This is a genomic window from Streptomyces sp. NPDC019443 (genome assembly GCF_044389785.1).
Taxonomy (GTDB): Bacteria; Actinomycetota; Actinomycetes; order Streptomycetales; family Streptomycetaceae; genus Streptomyces.
The window spans coordinates 1-18,491 of record NZ_JBIRYJ010000018.1 but is presented as its reverse complement, the minus strand read 5'-3'; the positions used below and the strand labels follow the sequence as shown (position 1 = coordinate 18,491).

12 protein-coding genes are annotated in these 18,491 nt (G+C 71.7%); 5 read left to right on the top strand and 7 right to left on the bottom strand.

Annotated elements, in window-relative coordinates; translation table 11 throughout:
* Positions 1–59: 59 nt before the first annotated feature.
* Positions 60–1,007, top strand: a complete 948-nt coding sequence (locus tag ACH492_RS34280; protein ID WP_398992445.1) for an aldo/keto reductase — start codon at positions 60–62, stop codon at positions 1,005–1,007.
* Between the two features lie 223 nt (positions 1,008–1,230).
* Here ACH492_RS34280 and ACH492_RS34275 read toward each other — a convergent pair whose 3' ends face one another.
* The 4 genes from ACH492_RS34275 to ACH492_RS34260 all read right to left on the bottom strand — a co-directional run bounded on the left by ACH492_RS34275 (position 1,231) and on the right by ACH492_RS34260 (position 6,348).
* Positions 1,231–2,574, bottom strand: a complete 1,344-nt coding sequence (locus tag ACH492_RS34275; protein ID WP_398992443.1) for a PrsW family intramembrane metalloprotease — start codon at positions 2,572–2,574, stop codon at positions 1,231–1,233.
* Between the two features lie 60 nt (positions 2,575–2,634).
* Positions 2,635–3,426, bottom strand: a complete 792-nt coding sequence (trmB, locus tag ACH492_RS34270; RefSeq protein ID WP_398992441.1) for a tRNA (guanosine(46)-N7)-methyltransferase TrmB — start codon at positions 3,424–3,426, stop codon at positions 2,635–2,637.
* A gap of 145 nt (positions 3,427–3,571) precedes the next feature.
* A complete protein-coding gene (lhgO, locus tag ACH492_RS34265; protein WP_398992439.1) occupies positions 3,572–4,840 on the bottom strand; it encodes an L-2-hydroxyglutarate oxidase in 1,269 nt (422 codons plus the stop codon).
* A gap of 89 nt (positions 4,841–4,929) precedes the next feature.
* Positions 4,930–6,348 (bottom strand): MFS transporter, encoded by a 1,419-nt coding sequence (locus ACH492_RS34260; RefSeq protein WP_356227793.1) that lies wholly within the window; start codon positions 6,346–6,348, stop codon positions 4,930–4,932.
* A 764-nt stretch (positions 6,349–7,112) separates the two neighbouring features.
* Between ACH492_RS34260 and ACH492_RS34255 the strand changes: the two genes are divergently transcribed.
* Positions 7,113–9,224: an asparagine synthase-related protein gene (locus tag ACH492_RS34255; RefSeq protein ID WP_398992436.1), complete on the top strand. Its 2,112-nt coding sequence runs from the start codon at positions 7,113–7,115 to the stop codon at positions 9,222–9,224.
* Positions 9,225–9,338: 114 nt separating this feature from the next.
* Here ACH492_RS34255 and ACH492_RS34250 read toward each other — a convergent pair whose 3' ends face one another.
* Positions 9,339–11,345 (bottom strand): sigma-70 family RNA polymerase sigma factor, encoded by a 2,007-nt coding sequence (locus ACH492_RS34250; RefSeq protein ID WP_398992434.1) that lies wholly within the window; start codon positions 11,343–11,345, stop codon positions 9,339–9,341.
* Between the two features lie 226 nt (positions 11,346–11,571).
* Positions 11,572–12,330, bottom strand: a complete 759-nt coding sequence (locus tag ACH492_RS34245) for a TetR/AcrR family transcriptional regulator (protein WP_398992433.1) — start codon at positions 12,328–12,330, stop codon at positions 11,572–11,574.
* Positions 12,331–12,656: 326 nt separating this feature from the next.
* Between ACH492_RS34245 and ACH492_RS34240 the strand changes: the two genes are divergently transcribed.
* On the top strand, positions 12,657–14,180 hold the full coding sequence (locus tag ACH492_RS34240) for an NAD(P)/FAD-dependent oxidoreductase (protein WP_398992431.1): 1,524 nt from the start codon (positions 12,657–12,659) through the stop codon (positions 14,178–14,180).
* 116 nt (positions 14,181–14,296) lie between these two features.
* On the top strand, positions 14,297–15,946 hold the full coding sequence (locus ACH492_RS34235) for a SpoIIE family protein phosphatase (RefSeq protein WP_398992429.1): 1,650 nt from the start codon (positions 14,297–14,299) through the stop codon (positions 15,944–15,946).
* 18 nt (positions 15,947–15,964) lie between these two features.
* On the opposite strand, the gene ACH492_RS34230 is transcribed toward ACH492_RS34235, so the two are convergent.
* Complete coding sequence (locus tag ACH492_RS34230; protein ID WP_398992427.1) at positions 15,965–17,239, bottom strand: MFS transporter; 1,275 nt, start codon at positions 17,237–17,239, stop codon at positions 15,965–15,967.
* 145 nt (positions 17,240–17,384) lie between these two features.
* On the opposite strand from ACH492_RS34230, the gene ACH492_RS34225 reads away from it, so the two are divergent.
* Positions 17,385–17,969, top strand: coding sequence for a MarR family winged helix-turn-helix transcriptional regulator (locus ACH492_RS34225; protein ID WP_307662551.1), 585 nt, complete (start codon positions 17,385–17,387; stop codon positions 17,967–17,969).
* Positions 17,970–18,491: the final 522 nt, after the last annotated feature.

Genomic DNA, 18,491 nt, shown 5'->3' with positions numbered 1-18,491 from the left:
CAGAACGGAACAGCGCGTAGATCGGAATAGCGCGCGCCACCACGGTCGTTGATCAGCCCATGACTTCTCTCCGGACCCTCGGCTCGTCCGACATCGCCGTCTCCCCGCTCGCCCTCGGCGGCAATGTCTTCGGCTGGACCGCCGACCAGGCGCAGTCCTTCGCCGTGCTCGACGCGTACGCCGCCGTCGGCGGCAACTTCGTCGACACTGCCGACGCCTACTCCTCCTGGGCGCCGGGCCACGTGGGCGGCGAGTCCGAGACCGTCATCGGCAACTGGCTCGCCGCGCGCGGCAACCGTTCCGACGTCGTCGTCGCGACCAAGGTCGGCGCGCACCCCCAGTACCGGGGGCTCTCCGCCACGACTGTCAGGGCCGCGGCCGAGGAATCCCTGAAGCGGCTGCGTACCGACTACATCGACCTGTACTACACGCACTTCGACGACCCGAGCGTCCCCGTCGAGGAGATCATCACCGCCCTCGACCAGCTGGTGCACGACGGCAAGGTCCGTGCCATCGCCGCCTCCAACCTCAGCGCCGAGCGGCTCCAGGCGTCCCTGGACTTCTCGGAGCGCGAGGGGGTTGCCCGTTATGTCGCGCTGCAACCGCAATACAACCTGGTCTCCCGCGACACATACGAGGGCGAGCTGCGGGACACCGCCGCCCGTGCCGGGCTCGCCGCCGTCCCCTACTCCGCGCTCGCCTCCGGCTTCCTCACCGGCAAGTACCGTCCGGGTGTGGCGGTGGACAGCGCACGGGCAGCGGGCGCCGGCAAGCACCTGGAGACCGGGCGGGGCCTGACGGTCCTTGCCGCGCTCGACAAGGTCGCCCGGGCCCGTGGCGCGCAGGTCGCGACCGTCGCGCTCGCCTGGCTGGCCGCGCAGCCGACCGTCGTCGCGCCGATCGCCTCGGCCCGCACGGTCGATCAGCTGCCCGCGCTGACCGCGGTCGCCGAGCTGGAGCTGACGGCCGAGGAACTGGCCGAGCTGACCGCGGCGTCGGACAGCTAGGGCGTGTTTTAGAAGTCCCTCCCCAGAGCTTTGCCTGGGAGGTGCCCCCAGCCCCGCGACGCCTGGCACGCACTCCCCCGGCTACCGCCGGGAGGTGCCCCCACGCGATGTTGTCTCAGTCGCCCAAGTACGTCCAGTACGAGGGTGATCTCTCCCCGACTTCGTCCGGGGGTGCCCCCACCGATACGAGAGACCCACCTGTCAATAACGACCGTCAGTAGACCTAGCCGCGGTACGGGTTGTAGCCGCCGTAGTCGCGGTACGGCGGCGGCGTCCACACCCGGCCCGTCGCCCGTGCGGCGTACGTCAGCGCGGGACCGGCGACGTCCTTGCGCTGCCACAGGTGGTGCAGCAGCTCCTGCTCGCGCTCCGCGAAGTCCGGGCCCGCCGCGCCGCGGTGGGCCCGGTGGCGCAGAAAGGCCAGGGACGTCGCGAACCGCTGGTACTCCGAGACGGCGTGCGCGGCGGCCGGTCCGTGCGCGCGCCGGGCGACGTCGCGGGCCATCGTGCGCGCCCGCATCGAGGAGAGCGCGCGCGGCTCGGCGGCGGTCAGCCAGCCGGCCGCGGCGTACGCGGGCAGCTCGGTGGATATCGTGCGCAGTTCGCGCTGCCGGGTCCAGACCGTCAGCCAGGTCAGCAGCCCGAAGACGGGGACCATGAACGCCCCGTACACGGCGTAGAAGCCCCACGGGCCGAAGAGCGACGACGAGCCGTTCCACAGGGCGTGCATGCCCATGGCGAGGGCGAGGCCGAGCAGCGGCAGCGCGATCCGGCGGATGCGCTGGCGCTGGGCGGCGAGCGCGGCGATCCCGAAGCCGATGCCGGTCAGCACGGTGAAGAGCGGGTGCGCGAACGGCGACATGACGACGCGTACGAAGAAAGTCGCCGCGGTCACCGAGGCGAACCCCGATGTGCCTATCTCCTGGTCCTCGCCGAAGGCGCTGCCCAGGTAGAGGATGTTCTCGGTGAAGGCGAAGCCGGTCGCGGTGAAGCCGGCCACGACCACGCCGTCGACGATCCCGGTGAAGTCCCGTCTGCGGAAGATGAAGATCAGCAGGATCGCCGTGGCCTTCGCGCTCTCCTCGACGATCGGGGCGATCACCGTCGCGCCGAGCGTGTCCGCACTCGCCGGGTCGGCGGTGGCGGTGGCTATCCAGCGGGTCGCGAAGGTGTTCGCGATGATCGCGACGAGGGCGGCGGCGAACGCGCCCCAGGCGAAGGCGAAGAGAAGGTTCTTCCAGGGGCCCGGCTCGACCCGGTCCAGCCAGCGGAAGGCCGCGGCGAGGAGCGGGACGGGAAGGGTCGCGAGGCCGAGACCGACCAGGAAGCCCTGGGTGCCGGTCTGTTCGCGTACGAGCGCGAGAATGACGAGGCCGGAGAGGGCGAGGAGGGTGATCAGCGCTCCCGCCCGTACCGCCCTGCTGCGCCAGAGCTGGGAGGCGCGGCGCGGTTTGTAGCGCCAGCGGGCACGCTCCGGCACGGCGGCGAGCAGCTCGGCGAGGTGCTGCTGCTCGAACGCCGGGACCGCCGGATGCGGTGCGGGGTCCTGCGGGGGCGACTCGGACACCCAATGACCCTAACGAGGGTCACTGACAACTGGCGACGGTGTCTGGGGTGCTACTCACGGTTACGCGGGCCCCAACGGGCGGCGGAACAGCAGGTCGTGAACCTTGTGCCCCTTGTCCAGGCCCTGTCCTTCGAACCGGGTGAGCGGGCGGAAGGCGGGGCGCGGGGCGTAGCCGCCGTCCTCCTGGGTGTTCTCGAAGTCCGCGTGCGCGGAGAGCACCTCGAGCATCTGCTCGGCGTACGGCTCCCAGTCGGTCGCGCAGTGCAGGATCGCGCCGGGCTTCATGCAGGTGGCGGCGAGGGAGAGGAACTCGGGCTGGATCAGCCGTCGCTTGTGGTGCCGCTTCTTGGGCCAGGGGTCGGGGAAGAAGACGCGCAGCCCGTCGAGCGAGCGGGGCGGGAGCATCTCCCGCAGGAGGATGATCGCGTCGCCGTTGGCCACCCGGATGTTGGACAGTCCGTTCCGCTCCGCGAGACCGAGGAGGTTGCCCTGGCCGGGAGTGTGGACGTCGACGGCGAGAATCCCGGTGCCGGGGTCCGCGCCGGCCATCTGTGCGGTGGCCTCGCCCATCCCGAACCCGATCTCCAGGATTACGGGCAGTCCGCCGAACATCTCCTCGAGGTCGAGGACGCGATGCCCGTCGATGTCGAGGCCCCAGACGGGCCACAGCCGCTGAAGCGCATCGCCCTGCCCGGCGGTCACCCGGCTCCGCCGCGGCTGGAAGCTGCGGATACGCCGCTCATGGTGCGACCCGGCGGGATCGGCGACGGGCCCGCCGGGGAAGCGGGGCTCGCGGTTGGCGTGGATGGGGGCCGGGGGGCCGTCGGGGGTGTGGTTTCGGAGCTCAGACACAGTGGGTTAATTCTACGGGGGCGTGGAGGTGGGGTCGGGGCCCGCCGGCGGTCGGCTTTGTCCGCAAACGCCGGACGGCATGCAGACGCCGGACGGCATGAAATCAAGCGTCAAATCAAGCGTCGAGCGACAAGGCCCGCACGGGCTAGCGGCGCGACTGGGCCAGGTTGCCGCCCGTCAGCGCGGTCAGGGCCCTGCGCGCCACCTCGCGGCCGATCGGCAGCGACGCCGTCGCCGCAGGGGACGGCGCGTTCAGCACATGCACCGTCCGGGGGGCCTCGCGGATCAGGAAGTCGTCCACCAGCGTCCCGTCCCGCAGCACCGCCTGCGCCCGCACCCCCGCAGGGGCCGGGCGCAGATCGTCCTCAGTCACCGCCGGGAGCAGCCTCCGCACCGCCGTCGCGAACGCCCGCCTCGACAGCGAGCGGTGCAGCTCCCCCGCTCCGTACCGCCAGTGCCTGCGGGCGATCCGCCACGAACCCGGCCAGGCCAGCGTCTGTGCCATGTCCCGGAGGCGGACCGCCGACCAGCTGTAGCCCTCGCGGGCCAGCGCCGGGACCGCGTTCGGTCCGACGTGGACGCCGCCGTCGATGCCGCGGGTGAGGTGGACCCCGAGGAACGGGAAGGCCGGGTCCGGGACGGGGTAGACCAGGCCCCGGACCAGCTCGGGCCGCGTCAGCTCGTAGTACTCACCCCGGAAGGGGACGATTCGCATCCCCGGATCGTCGCCCGCCAGCAGTGCGACCCGGTCGCACTGCAGCCCCGCGCAGTTGACCAGCACCCGCGCCCTGATCACCGCCCCCGATGCCGTACGCACCGCGACGCCCCAGCTGCGGCGGTCGATCGCGGCGACTTCCTCGCCGTACCGGATGTCCGCGTCGGACGCGGCCCCCAGCTGCGCCGCCACCGCCCCGAAGTCGCACACCCCCGTGGTGCCGACCCGGATCGCCGCGAGGCCCCGCACCTGCGGCTCGTACTCCATGATCTGGGCGGGGCCCAGCTCCCGCACCGGAATGCCGTTCTCCCGGCCGCGCTGGACCAGTGCGTGCAGCCGCGGCAGCTCGTCGCGGCCGGTGGCCACGATCAGCTTTCCGGTGACCTCGTGCTCGATGCCGTACTCCGCGCAGAACTTGACCATCTCGGCCGCCCCGCGCACCGCGAACCGCGCCTTGAGCGACCCCGGCCGGTAATAGATCCCGCTGTGGATCACTCCGCTGTTCCGGCCGGTCTGGTGCCGCGCGGGCCCGGGCTCCTTCTCCAGGACCGTCACCCGGGTGCCGGGAGCCGCGCGCGTGAGCGCATACGCAGTCGACAGGCCGACGATCCCGCCGCCGATCACCAGCACGTCACAGTCGAAACCATGCCCATGGCCATGCCCGTGGCCATGCGCGAAGTCCTGCCCGGACGCCGTCACCGCGTCACCTCCCACCCCGATAGTGCACTGGCCCACTGACAATGCCCTTAAACCAGGTGAGCCGGGTTGCGCGCCATCGGCCAGTAGTCCTACGCCGGAGCCACCAGCAGCGGCCGGGCCCGCTCCCGCAGCTCCACCACCCGCGGCTCGTCGCCGTACGGCTCCAGCCGGTGCAGCAGATCCCGTACGTACTCCGTGGTCCGCGCCGAGGAGATCCGCCCCGCGACCTCCACGGCGCGGGTGCCCGCCGCGCACGCCGCGTCCAGGTTTCCCGACTCCAGTTCGGCGACGGCCGACACCACGAGCCGCAGCCCGTGCGAGCGCACGAACTCCTCCGTGGGCCGCGACAGCGCCTGCTCGGTGAAGCGCCGCACCTGGCGCGGCGCCTTCAGATCGCGGTAGCACTCGGCGGCGTCCGCGGCGAACCTGTCGTACGAGTAGAAGCCCAGCCAGGACGGGTCCGCGTCGCCCTCCCGCGAGCGCTCCAGCCAGCCCTCCGCCGCCTTCAGCGCGGCCCCCGACGCCGGCGCGTCGCTCGCCTTCGCATGCGCCCGCGCCTCCACCAGCCGGAAGAAGCTCATGGTGCGGGCGGTGGCGAGGCCGCGGTTGCGCTCCAGTGCCGCCTGCGCCAGGTCCACGCCCTCGTCCGCGAAGCCGCGGTACGTCGCCTGCAGCGACATCGAGGCCAGGACGTAGCCCCCCAACGGCACGTCGGCCGCCGCGCGGGCCAGCCGCAACGCCTGGATGTAGTACCGCTGCGCCGCCTCCTGCTGACCCGTGTCGAAGGCCATCCACCCGGCCAGCCGGGTCAGTTCGGCGGCTGCGCCGAACAACGCGCGCCCCACTTCGTCCGAATACGACCCGAGGAGCAGCGGCGCCGCGTCCACCCGCAGACACTCCGGCACCATCGACGAACGCCAGTCCCCACCGCCGTACTTGGAGTCCCAGCGCCGCGCGTCCTCCGCCGCCTCCCTGAGCTTGGCCACGTCGCTGTGACCCACGCGGGCGGGGGTGTCCTCCGCCGCGTCCACCGACCGCTCGACCGAGGAGTCGGCGGGGGTTATCAGCCATCGGGACGCGGGCGTCGCGTAAGCGCTCACTGCGAAGGAACCGGCCAGCGACTGCCAGATGCCGCCGCTGCCCGCCCGCCGCCCCGCCAGATCCAGGCGGTACAGCTCGGTGGCCGATTTCACCGCCTCGCCGACATCGCGGGGGAAGGCGAGCCCGACCTCGGGGGCCGGGTCGGCGTCCGCCAGACCGATCTCGTGCAGCGGCACCGGACGGCCCAGTTTGGCGCCGATCGCGGCGGCGATGAGATGAGGCGCGGCGCCCTGCGGCACCATGCCCTTGGACACCCATCTCGCTACGGAGGTCTTGTCGTATCGAAGGGTCAGACCGCGCTGCGCGCCGAGGTCGTTGACCCGCCGGGCGAGGCCGGCGTTGCTGATTCCCGCGAGGGCGAGAACGGTTCCGAGTTTTTCGTTCGGCCCGCGTTGCTCCCTGGACATGAGCCACCCCTCGACACACAGACGGCCGCCGCGTCGCTGCCTGGGCGCACGGCATTCGTGCTGTGTCCTCCGCTGGTGAACAGCTCCGAGCAGCTCTGGGAGTCCCGGCTGCAAAAGCACCTGGCCGAGCCCCTCGGAATATGCACCCGTGCGGAGAACATCAGTAAACCCAGCGTAGTTCGCCGCATCCCGACCGTTAAGAGGCGGTGTTCCGTATGGCGAGATTGTTGTGTGTTGGAGGAGACGGCGGGTGGAGGGCGGGTTGTCGTCGTGCTCCCTGGCGTGCTCCGGGCGTGTGGCCGTGCGCCCGTCCGTGCGCTCTGGCCGGGCCGGTGGGCGAGCGCTTCGATGAGTCCTGCGTGGGTCGGCCCACTGCGTACTGGAACCAGTGGGCTGGGGGACACCGCTGCCTCAATCCCCGCGGGTGGCGGACCGGTCCGGGAGGCGAACAGCGCCTCCCGGACTGCGTGTGCACCGGTGATGGACGGGTCAGCGGCCCGGAGAATGTCCGCAGAATGGCTGAATGCTGACCGTCCTTCGCGTCCCTTTTGCGCCTTTGTGGGCGTCGGCCGTCCTTACGTCGTGTCCTGGATGTGTCCTGGAACGTCGTCAAATCGCCAATGCCAGGGGCGCGTTCACTTTTTGCGCGCGCGACCCGGAGCCCCTCCTGTGCGCCGCCTTCGTGGCAGCATGTTCCCGAAGCGGCATGTTCCCGGACGGCTACGGCCAGGGGCCGGGTTTGTCCACAGCCTGTGGAGGCGGCGATGCGGTGGTTGGTGGGCTGGAGCAGTATCGCCGCGAGCTTCGGCACGGCCGGGGCCGTCGGGGCGTCCGACGAGGGCCGTACCGTCCACCCCGTGGGCGCCCAACTCCTGTGGGGCGACCCGGATCCACTCTGGGCGGTCGGCGACTGGCGACCCGACGAGGTGCGCATAGTCACCGTCGATTCCATCACCAAACTCGCTGTCCTCGGCTGCTGCGCGGCCACTGACGAGGAGCTGCGCGTCGGGCTCTTCGCGGCGCGCGGCGGGGCGCTTAGGCATCTGACCGCGTGGGCCGGCAGCTATACGTGCGTCGTGCAGGTCGGCCGCCGGATCACGATCGTCGGCGATCTCGCCGGGGCGAGACCCGTCTTCTACACGCCGTGGGCGAACGGCACCGCGTACGCGACCGCCGCGCTGCCGCTCGCCGACCTGATCGAAGCACAGCTGGACATCGGACACTTGGCGGCGCTGCTCGCCTGCCCGGAGACGCCGGAGGCGCTGCGCGACTCGACTCCGTACGACGGTGTGAAGCGCATCCCGCCGGGGCACGCGCTGATCCTCCGCGAGGGGTCGAGGGAGATCACCGGATACGAGCCGGTGGCCTCGCTCGCGGTGGCCGGGCCGCAGATCGAGGCGGAGCGCGCGGTGGACGGCGTACGGGACGCGCTGATCGATGCGGTACGGGCCAGGCTCACCGCGCCACGGCACGCGCCCGAGACCCTGCCGCCCGACCCAGGGCCCGTACCGGGGATGGGGCCCGCGGATCGGCGCGCCGCGCGCGGGGGTCCGGCTCCGGGGATCGGCGCGGACCTGTCCGGCGGTAGCGCGTCCGGCACGATCGCGCTGCTGGCGGCGGGGCTGCCGGGACGGCCGGGCATGGTGCTCGGCCATGGCACGGGCGCGGGGGAGCGGCTGCTCGCGGTCACCTTCAACGATCTGGTGACGGGCGGGCGCGAGGCGGAAGAGACAGCCGAACTGGAACGGGCGCGGGCGATCGCGGCGAATCCGCGGCTGCACCATGTGGTGGTCGCGGCCGGGGAGGAGAGCCTGCCGTACGCGGGCCTCGACGGGGCGCTGACCGACGAGCCCGCGCCGTCGCTGGTCACGGCGGAACGTCACCGCAGTCGGCTGGCCGCGGGGAGCGCCGACCACTTCACAGGGGCGGGTGCGCGGCAGGTCCTGGACGCGCATCCGGCGCGGCTGGCGGACTTGCTGCTGGACCGGCGGCGCCGTCATCTGCTGCGCCCGGCCGCGGCGTTGGCGCGCGCCGAGGGCCCCTCGCCGCAGTCGCTGTTCATCCCGCTGACGGTGTACCGGGCGGCGCGGCGGCTGGCCCGTACGCCCTACCGCACCGGCCTGGAGGCGGCGGCGGACCACCTGCTCGAGGCGAACCGGCCCGGCGGCCTGCGGGGCGGCACCGGGCCGCTGGGTGCGTCGCTCGCCGCGCTGACCTGGTCCCGGCCGGGGCCTGCCGCGCGCTGGCTGACGGGTGAGGCGCTTGCTGAAGTATCGGTTCGCCTGACGGGGGCGGCGACGCGCCCGACGTCGGTCCAGCGCCCCGGCGAGGCACGCGCCCGAGCGGCGCTGACCCGCCACGCGTCGGACCAGCGGATCCTGGAACAGGCCGCGGAAATCCGCAGCCAGCGCCTGCATGCGCCCTTTCTGGACAACCAGGTCGTACGGGCCTGCCGCGACCTTCCCGAATCGCTACGGGTCAAGCCGGGCGCCCGCGCGGAAGTCCTCCGCAAGGTCCTCGCGGGCGCGGGCATCCATGACCTGCCCCCCGGCTGGGGCGCGACAACCCACGCATCGTCCACGGCGGCGGCCCGCACGGGCCTGCGCGCCTCGCTCCCCCACCTGATCGCCCTCTTCGACGTCCCGCTGCTCGCGGACGCCGGCCTGGTGGAGGCCCGCGTCATCCGCAAGGCTCTCCGCGCGGCGTCGGAGGGCGAACCGGTTCCGCTGGACGGTCTGGCGGATCTGATCTCGACGGAACTGTGGCTGCGGCGGTTGCTCTCTCGCCGGGGCACGTGCTGGACGGGCACGGCGGCGCCGAGGCAGAGGGCGGTGGCGGGAGGGGTTCCGCCGAGGCCGACGCTGCAATCGGGGTGACGGCTGCGGGGTGATGGCTGTGGGTGACGGCTGCGGGTGGCGGCAGCGAGGCGGCCCGGGAGCCGTGGGGCCCGGGAGCCGTGGGGCCGGGGGCTGGGCTGCAGTCGGGCCCGGTCAGCGGCAGCTGATCCGGGACTGGGCCCAGTCTCCGAGCGCCGCCGAGTCGAGCGCCTTCTGCGGTTCGACGACCAGCCGGATCGTCTTCAGTCCGGCGAGGGACACATGCGCCGGCACGGCCGCGCCCCCACCGCGCATCACCGGGGACCGCCACAGCCGATAGCCGTCGCCGTAGACGGAGAAGCGCATCGCGCCCAGGCCCAGCGTCAGGTCGTCGACCCCGACCAGCGCGTCGTAACTGGCGCACTGCCGGTTGAGGTCGATGGTGACGGAGGACTTGGCGTGCACGGTCACCCCGTGTCCGTACCGCCTGCCGTCGATCGACATCCCCGAGCGCTGCCAGAGCCAGCTGCTCCCACGCAGGCGCACCTCGGGCCGGGTGTGGTCGCCCAACAGGCCGTACTCCAGCCGGTTGACCTGGTACACCCGCAGGGCCGGAGCGGGCGGCGGGGTGGGCTTCGGCGTGGGCTTGGGGGTGGGCGGCGCGGGCGGGGCCGGAGGCTTGGGCTCTGGCTGGGCAGGCGTGGGTCCGGGCGTCGAAGTCGAAGTCGGCGTCGGCTCGGCGGTCGGCGTGGGCGCCGACGCGGCCGTGGAATTCTTCGGCGGCGGGGTCGGCTCCGACGGGTTCGGGTCCGCCGCGGACCGCGCCGGGGGCTCCGGCTTCGATGACGGCGCGGGCTTCTGCGGTACGACGGGTTGCGCGGCCGAGGGCTTCGCCTCGGGCTGCGGCGCGGTCTTGGGGCCGTCGCCCGAGAACGCCCACACCAGCCCGGCGGCCGCCGCGACGGCCACCGCCGCCGCGATACCGGCCTTCGCCGGTGCGCCCAGTCCCTCCGCTGCCGCGGCTCCACCGGCCGCACCCCCGGAGCCGCCCGACGCACCGCCCGCGGCAGCGGCGGCCGCACCGGCCCCCGCGGCCCCGCCGGCCACGACCCCGGCGACCTTGAGGGAGTACCCGGCGGCGAACCAGCCGATGACCGCGACCGGCAGCAGCGCCGGAATCCCGGCGTTGACATGCGCGAGCTCGCGCGCGGCCAGCCGGCACCTGGGGCATTCGTCCAGGTGCTTGCGCAGCCCCCGCTCTGCCCGCATCCGCAGACCCCCGCGGGCATACGCCCCCAGCCGGTCGGCGTACCGGGCGCAGTCGCCGCCGGAGGTGAGCGCGGTGCTCACATGGGCCTGCAGATAGGCCTGCTTGAGGCCTTCGCGGGCCCGGCTGGCCAGCACCGCCGTGGCGTTGGCGGTCAGCCCGAAGAGCGGCGCGACCTCGCTCGGCGACTCCTCCTCGACGGTGGTGTGCCAGAGGACCGCCTGCCAGCGCTCGGGCAGCGAGCGGAAGGCCCGGATGGCCAGCGACTGCTCCGCCTCGTGCATCGCGCGCACATCGGCGCCCAGGTCGAGCGCGACGTCGTTGGCCGCGTCCGAACTGCGGGCGGCTTCCGCGGCGAACACCGCGAAGTCCTCGACCAGTTGCTCCCGCTTTGCCGTTTTCATCCAGGCGGCGGCGACGCGCCGGACGGTCGTGAGGAGATACGCCCGCACCGCCTGTTCGGGCCCCGAGCCCCCGCGTACCGCCTGCAGTGTGCGCGCGAACACCTCGGCCGTCAGATCGTCGGCGGTGTGCGCGTCCCGGCAGCAGGTGCGCGCATAACGGCGGACGGCGACCGAGTGGCGGCGGAACAGCTCCTCGTAGGCGCTGTCGTCGCCGTCCCGCATCCGCTGAATCAACTCGGCGTCGGACGCCGGCAGTTCGCGCGGCGGAGTTACGGAGTCGAGGCTCCCACCCCCGAGGCTCCCGCCCTCGCGCTGCGACGGCACGACATGCTCGTGCGCGCCACCCACCCCGGAACCGGACGCGCAGGACGCACCAGCGGGACCCGAGGCGCCAGGCACCCCGGACGACCCGCCGGGCCCTCGAGGGCCCGGCACCTGCCGAGAGGGCAGCTCGGCCCGCTCAGTGCCGCCCGATCCATCGAGTGACTCGTCCCGACCGTCACCGCTCATCGCGGAAGCCCCCGTAAAGCACCATCAGACCCGAACACCGGCCAAGAGTGCCACAGAGCGGCATGGGTCCATACCCCCTGCCACGTCAACCACTCATCCGGGGAGGCTCCCGGATCCGAGCCACCCCTCACTCGTTCGGGGAAGGCTCAACCAGCCTTGTGTAAAAGTCAGTTGGCGACCAGGCAAGAGCAGAACCGGCGGATCGCTCACTCACCGCAGGCGCACCTCACGCGGATCGCGACCGCAGCCCCTCCAGCAGGATGTCCAGCAGCCGGGCCGAAGCCGCCGCCTGCTGTGCCGCATCCGGCAGCGAAGGCGCGGCCGTGGCTATCACCAGCAGCACGTCCGCCACGGTCACATCGTCGCGCAGCTCACCCGCCGCCCGCGCCCGGTCGACCAGCTGCCCCACGACCTCCAGCAGATCCGCCGCGCCCGTGTCGTCCTGCTCATCGGCCGGCACCGGACGCGGCCCGACCACCCGCAGCCCGGGCTGCGCGCCGACCCGCTGAAGCGGCACCCGCGCCGCGTCCCGTACGCCGGCCGTCGACTCGTCGGCGTCCACGCCCACCCGCAGCACCTGCGGCGGCAGCAGCCGTCCCGCGCCCGAAGCCACCGACGTCCGCAGGAAACGGGAGAGCGCCGACCACGGCTCCTCCTCCTGCCCCAGAGCCGTACGCGCCTGCTCCGTCAGCCGGGAGGTCTCCTCCTCGGCTATACGCCGCACCAGCACGTCCTTGCTCGGGAAGCGGCGGTACACCGTTCCGACGCCGACCCTGGCCCGGCGCGCCACGTCCTCCATCGGCGCGCCGTACCCCAGCTCGCCGAACACCTCGCGAGCAGCCCGCAGTACATGCTCGAGATTGCGCTGTGCGTCCACACGCAGCGGCGCCGAGCGGCTGGCCCCGCCCGATCCCGCCCGTCCGTTCCCGTCGGCCGTCGAACCCTGTGCGACGGCAGCCTGCCAATGCGAATCCTGAATGGTCATACACGTTCCCCCGGTCATGATGTCTCCCCCCGGAGACCTCCCCGCCCAGTCTGCCGAGCGTGCCTTGACCGGACACCCCGACGAGGTACGAACATAGTTGAGCCAGGGTCAATTCAGAAGGGGGTACTTCCGCACAGAGCGCCCCCCGATCGGAGCAAGGGCCGGAAGGTTCCTGTTTAGGCCCCCTCCCACAACCCTCCTCGCAGGGTCTGACCTGCACACCTTCCCCGCCGCCCGGCGGAGCGCCGCCGCAGAGTGGCGTGAAGCCTCCGGTCACACAATTTGCCGAGGCTGTGGACAAACGCCTGAGGTCGTTGCCTCATGGGATGGTGAAGGCTGCTAACTTCCGGGGGACGACCCCCGGCCCCCCGCAGGGCGCGCGCATTCTCGTCGTCGGCGGCGGCTACGTCGGGATGTACACGGCACTGCGTCTCCAGCGGAAACTGAAGCAGGAGCTGGCTCGTGGCGAGGCGGAGATCATGGTGGTCGCGCCCGACCCGTACATGACCTATCAGCCCTTCCTCCCGGAAGCGGCCGCCGGTTCCATCTCCCCGCGTCATGTCGTGGTCCCCCTGCGCCGCGTGCTCAACCAGTGCAAGATCGTCATCGGCGAGGCCAAGGCAGTCGACCACGGCAAGCGCACCGCGACCGTCGCCACCCTCGCCACCCTGGAAGAGGGCACCGGCCCGGTGGAGATCATCTACGACGAACTCGTCATCGCGCCGGGCTCGGTCTCCCGCACCCTCCCGATCCCCGGCCTCGCCGACTACGCCATCGGCTTCAAGACCGTCGAGGAAGCCATCGGCCTGCGCAACCACGTCATCGAGCAGATGGACATCGCCTCCTCCACCCGCGACCCCGCGATCCGTGACGCGGCCCTCACCTTCGTCTTCGTCGGCGGTGGCTACGCGGGCGTGGAGGCACTCGCCGAGCTGGAGGACATGGCCCGCTACACCGCGCGGTACTACCACAACATCAAGCCCGAGGACCTGAAGTGGATCCTCGTCGAGGCCAGCAACCGCATCCTCCCCGAGGTCGGCGAGGAGATGGGCAAGTACGCCATCCGCGAGTTGCGTTCGCGCAATATCGACGTACGCCTCGAAACCCGCCTGGACTCCTGCGAGGACCGTGTCGCCGTACTCAGCGACGGCACCCGCTTCCCGACCCGCACGGTCGTCTGGACCGCGGGCGTCAAGCCGGCGCCGGTCCTCGCCGCCACGGATCTGCCGCTCAATGAGCGCGGCCGGCTCGTCTGCACCGCCAAGCTCGCCGTCGCCGGCGTCGACCACGCCTGGGCAGCAGGCGACGCCGCGGCCGTTCCGGACGTCACCACCGAAGAGCCGGGCAAGGAATGCGCGCCCAACGCCCAGCACGCAGTGCGCCAGACCAAGGTCCTCGCCGAGAACATCACGGCGTCGCTGCGCGGCGAGCCCCTCAAGGAGTACGCCCACAAGTACGTCGGATCGGTCGCCTCCCTCGGCCTCCACAAGGGCGTCGCGCATATCTACGGCCGTAAGCTCAAGGGCTATCCGGCCTGGCTGATGCACCGCGTGTATCACCTCAGCCGCGTCCCCACCTTCAACCGCAAGGCCCGGGTACTCGCCGAGTGGACCTTGTCCGGGCTGTTCAAACGCGAGATCGTCTCCCTCGGCTCGCTGGAACACCCGCGCGCCGAATTCGAACTCGCCGCGGGCGGCAGACGCCCGGGCCACGGACCGGACAGCGCACCGCACCATGGACCCAAACCGGGGCCCAAACCCGGCTCCCAGCCCGGCTCCACGCCCGGACCGAGGCCCGGACCCGAGCCCGGCTCCGACGGCGACCCGCAGGGCGGCTCCAGAGGGAACTGAGGGAACTGGACGACGAGGACTGTCAGTCCGGTCGGTCACACTGGACGTGTGACCATAGGTGGGCTCACACCTGCACAGAGTGACCCTTGGCGACAACCATTGAGGCTAGAAAGTCAGTGAACTTCACGCGTTGGAGCGCAAGGCTCCCGGGGACGCAGCGCCGCGCCGCAGCGCGGAGGACCGACCGTGGGATCTCCCCCGCTCAGCGAGGGGAAGGCTCCGTGCCGGCGGCCCGCGTCGAGTACGAACAGCAGCCGGAGCCCCTGTCCGACGTCCCCGCCCTCGATGACTTCTCCGTGCCCGAGATCCTCGGCCGCCTGCCCGCCCTGGTCGCCGTGGTGTACGGCACCGAGCACCGCGTCGCGTACGTCAACGACGCGTACGCCTCGGCCTTCGGCCACCGCCCGGCCGGCACGGCCGCCGCCGACACCTGCCCCGAGCTCGCCGAACTGGGCCTGCTGCCGCTCATGGACCAGGTGCTGCGCAGCGGCAAGCCCCGCACCGTCAAGTCCCGCAAGGTCCACGGCCAAGGCTCGTACACCGTCACCTGCCTGCCCGCCGAGAGTCCCAAGGAAGGCGGCGGAGTCCTCGTCTTCGCCGCCGACGTCACCGACCACGCCGAGGCCGCCGAACGCCTGCGCGCCAGCGAGCGCCGCCACCGCGAGACCGCTGTCACCCTCCAGAGATCGCTGCTCCCGCAGGAGTTGGAGCAGCCCGACGACCTGCGCATCGCCGCGACATATCAACCGGGCGGCACGGACGCCGCGGTCGGCGGCGACTGGTACGACGTCATCACCCTCGGCGCCGGCCGCACCGCCCTCGTCATCGGCGACGTGATGGGCCGCGGTGTCCGCGCGGCCGCCGTCATGGGCCAGCTCCGCACGGCCGTGCGGGCCTACGCCCGCCTCGACCTCCCGCCGCACGAGGTGCTCCAGCTGCTGGACGGCCTGGCCTCCGAGATCGACGCCAACCAGATCGCCACCTGCGTCTACGCCGTCCACGACCCGAACGAAGGCCGGCTCGTCTACGCGTCGGCGGGTCACCTCCCGATCCTCGTACGGGACGAGGACGGCACGGTCCGCCGCGCGGAGGAACCGACCGGCCCGCCGCTCGGCACCGGCGGCTGGCTCCACACCTCCGGCACCATCGCCCTCCCGCCCGGCTCCAGTGCCGTCCTCTATACGGACGGTCTTGTCGAGCGCCGCGGCGAGGACATCGACGAGGGAGTGGCCGCCCTGGAGCGCGCGCTCCGCGGAGCGACCGGCACGCCGCAGGTCGTCTGCGACCGGCTGATCCGCTCCCTGGGAGTGACCGCGGAGCACGACGACGACGTGGCCGTACTGGTCGTGCAACACCCCACGCGTACGGGTGTATCCGCCGAGCTCTTCCACAACGCCGCCCTGGAGCTGCTCGGCGGCATCGAAGCGGCGCCGCGCGCCCGCGCCTTCGCCTCCGGCGTCCTGGCCTCCTGGCGTTTCTCTCCCGAGCTGCACGATCTGGGGGTGCTGGCCGCCAGCGAACTGGTTGCCAACTCCCTTCAGCACGGCACCCCGCCCATGCGCCTCAGACTCCGCCGCACCGACCGCCGCCTGATCATCGAAGTGACGGACGGCGACGACCACCTGCCGCGCCGCCGCCGCGCGGAAACGGAAGACGAGGCGGGCCGCGGGATTTCCATCGTCGCGACGATCGCCTCGTCCTGGGGGAGCCGCCGCACTCCGGGCGGCGGCAAAGCGGTGTGGTGCGAGTTCGCCCTGCCCGCGTAGTCCTTCCCGCGTGCCTCGTCAGGCAGCGGGCTCCATCTGCTCGGCCGGCTTGTGCGTGGCGACCACCCGCGACCTCGACCCGAGCGAGGGCTGGTCCTGTACGGGAGTGAGCCGCCTGCCCAGCCGCAGCGCCAGCAGGCTGATGCCCAGCGAGAACAGCACGAACGTCACGATGTACGGCCCGTGCAGCGCGGCCCCCATCGGGCCGCCCACGGCCGGACCGACCGCCAGCGCGAGCTGCTTGACCAGGGCGAAAGCGGAGTTGTACTGCCCGACCATCGCCTCCGGCGCCAGATCGGCGACAAGCGGCGCGACGGTCGGCGACAGCATCGCCTCACCGAGGCCGAAGAGCCCGTATGCGGAGACGAACGCGGCGGTCGCCATCGCCTGGCTGCCGTGCCCGAGTCCCGCGTACCCCGCCGCGATCCACGCGACGGCCCAGATCAGCCCGACGACTGCGATCACCCGGCTGCGCCTGCGCCGCTCGACGAACTTCAGCACGACGAACTGCGCGACCACGATCACCGCGGTGTTGGCAGCCAGCGCCGTCCCGAGGGTCGCGGGCTCGATCCCGGCGGCCTCGGTCCCGTACGCGGCGAGCCCCGACTCGAACTGTCCGTAGCAGGCGAAGAAGAGGACAAAGCCCAGCACGCACAGCTGCACCATGGCCCGGTGCCCGAGCAGCGCGCGCATCCCGCCCTTGGCCTTGGCCTCGGCGTTCTCGGGCCGCACCTCCTGCAGCGAGAGGGAACGCGGCAGCCGCACACTGAACGCGATCCCCGCGAGCACCAGGAACATCGCGGCCTCGATGCCGAACAGCAGGAGGAAGCTCCCCGGCCGGCTCTCGTCGACGATGTGCCCGCCGATCAGCCCGCCGATGCCGAGCCCGAGGTTCTGCAGAAAGAACTGCGTGGCGAAGGCGCGGGTACGGGTCGAGGCGTCCGAGCTCCAGACGATCATCGTGGCGAGCGCGGGCTGCATCACGGCCGTGCCGGCCCCGAGCAGCGCGGCCGACAGCACAGCGGCCGGCACACTCCCCGCGAGCCCCATCGACGCCGCGCCGACGGACGCGAGCACGGCAGCCCCCACCAGCACGGGCAGCGGCCCGCGCCGGTCGATGACCCGCCCGGTGAAGGGGAGAGCGACGAGTGCGGCCAACGCGAAGACGGCGAGGACGGCACCGGCCGTCGTCGCGCCCAGGTCCCGCACCTGCGCCACATAGACGTAGAGATACGGAACGGTGAAGCCGAGTCCGAACGCGCTCAGCGCGTTCCCCGCCTGAATCCGGCGCATCGCTGCACCCGTCGCCCTGGTCACACTCACCTGCCTTGAGGTCTTGAAGGACTGAAGTCTGAAGACTTCAATACTAAAGTTAGATCCTCAACAGTACACAGTGAAGGACTTCAACGCCAACGCACCCCGTGCGATACTTCGGCGCATGCCAACCGAGAGCCCCGAGGGCCCCGAGTCGCCCGGCAGTCCCGGCCCCGGCCTGCAGGAACCGAGCCTCGACGAACAGATCGCCGCCTATCAGCGCGAGTTCGGCGACCTGGACCCCCAGGTCGAGAAGGTCGTCTCGGCTCTGGGCCGCCTCAACCGCCGGATGAACGTCGCGTACGGCCGCCAGGTCGCCGAGCTCGGCATCAGCAACGCCGAGTGGGAAGTCCTGAAGAGCCTGGTGCTCGCGGGGGCCCCGTACCGGATGGGCCCGGGCGAACTCGCAAAGCGCCTCGGCCTCACCCCGGCCGCGATGACCCACCGCATCGACCGCATGGCGAACGAGGGCCTGGTCACCCGCGACCGCGACGAGACCAATCGGGTGCGGGTCATCGTGGAGCTGACGGACGAGGGCCGTACGAAGTGGCTCGAGGCGATGCGCATGGCGACGAACTTCGAGGAGGACCTGCTCCAGGACCTCTCGTCGGACGAACGGGCCTTGCTCGGTGAGCTCCTGATCCGCGTCCTGCGTCGCGTGGAACACGCCCAGCCGGACGCCGGCGGCAGGCTCACCGACCTGGACTAGGACGCCGGTGGGGCGGAGTTGACACACCCTGCACCCGTACGTAAGGTTCTTCGAGTTGTCACGGAGCCGGAACGGTTCCGCGGCAGCCACTCCCGCCGCGAATGCGGCACCCAACTCAGCACGATCTCCCAACCGGGATGAATTTCGGCATGCCGTAATTCATTTCGAAGACTGGATTATGAGTCGCCCGGGAAATCCGCTAGAGTTCGGACGTCGGAACGGCCCAACAGTCGGAAAGGCAACCCGAGTTCGACCGGGAATCAGGCCCGAAAGGATCTGATAGAGTCGGAAACGCCGGAAAGCTGAAAGGCTGGAAAGCGAGCCCCTTCTGACGGGGAATCGGACACGAAAGAGTCTGATAGAGTCGGAAACGCAAGACCGAAGGGAAGCGCCCGGAGGGCCCCGTGAAAAGGGTCTGAAGGAAGCGTCCGTTCCTTGAGAACTCAACAGCGTGCCAAAAGTCAACGCCAGATATGTTGATACCCCGTCCATCTTCGGATGGTCGTGGTTCCTTTGAAGTCC

Coding starts and splice junctions, on each gene's coding strand:
- ACH492_RS34250 (WP_398992434.1), bottom strand. CDS start 11,345: ATGAGCGGTGACGGTCGGGACGAGTCACTCGATGGATCGGGCGGCACT.
- ACH492_RS34225 (WP_307662551.1), top strand. CDS start 17,385: ATGCCAACCGAGAGCCCCGAGGGCCCCGAGTCGCCCGGCAGTCCCGGC.
- ACH492_RS34260 (WP_356227793.1), bottom strand. CDS start 6,348: ATGTCCAGGGAGCAACGCGGGCCGAACGAAAAACTCGGAACCGTTCTC.
- ACH492_RS34255 (WP_398992436.1), top strand. CDS start 7,113: ATGCGGTGGTTGGTGGGCTGGAGCAGTATCGCCGCGAGCTTCGGCACG.
- ACH492_RS34230 (WP_398992427.1), bottom strand. CDS start 17,239: ATGCGCCGGATTCAGGCGGGGAACGCGCTGAGCGCGTTCGGACTCGGC.
- ACH492_RS34240 (WP_398992431.1), top strand. CDS start 12,657: ATGGTGAAGGCTGCTAACTTCCGGGGGACGACCCCCGGCCCCCCGCAG.
- ACH492_RS34280 (WP_398992445.1), top strand. CDS start 60: ATGACTTCTCTCCGGACCCTCGGCTCGTCCGACATCGCCGTCTCCCCG.
- ACH492_RS34245 (WP_398992433.1), bottom strand. CDS start 12,330: ATGACCATTCAGGATTCGCATTGGCAGGCTGCCGTCGCACAGGGTTCG.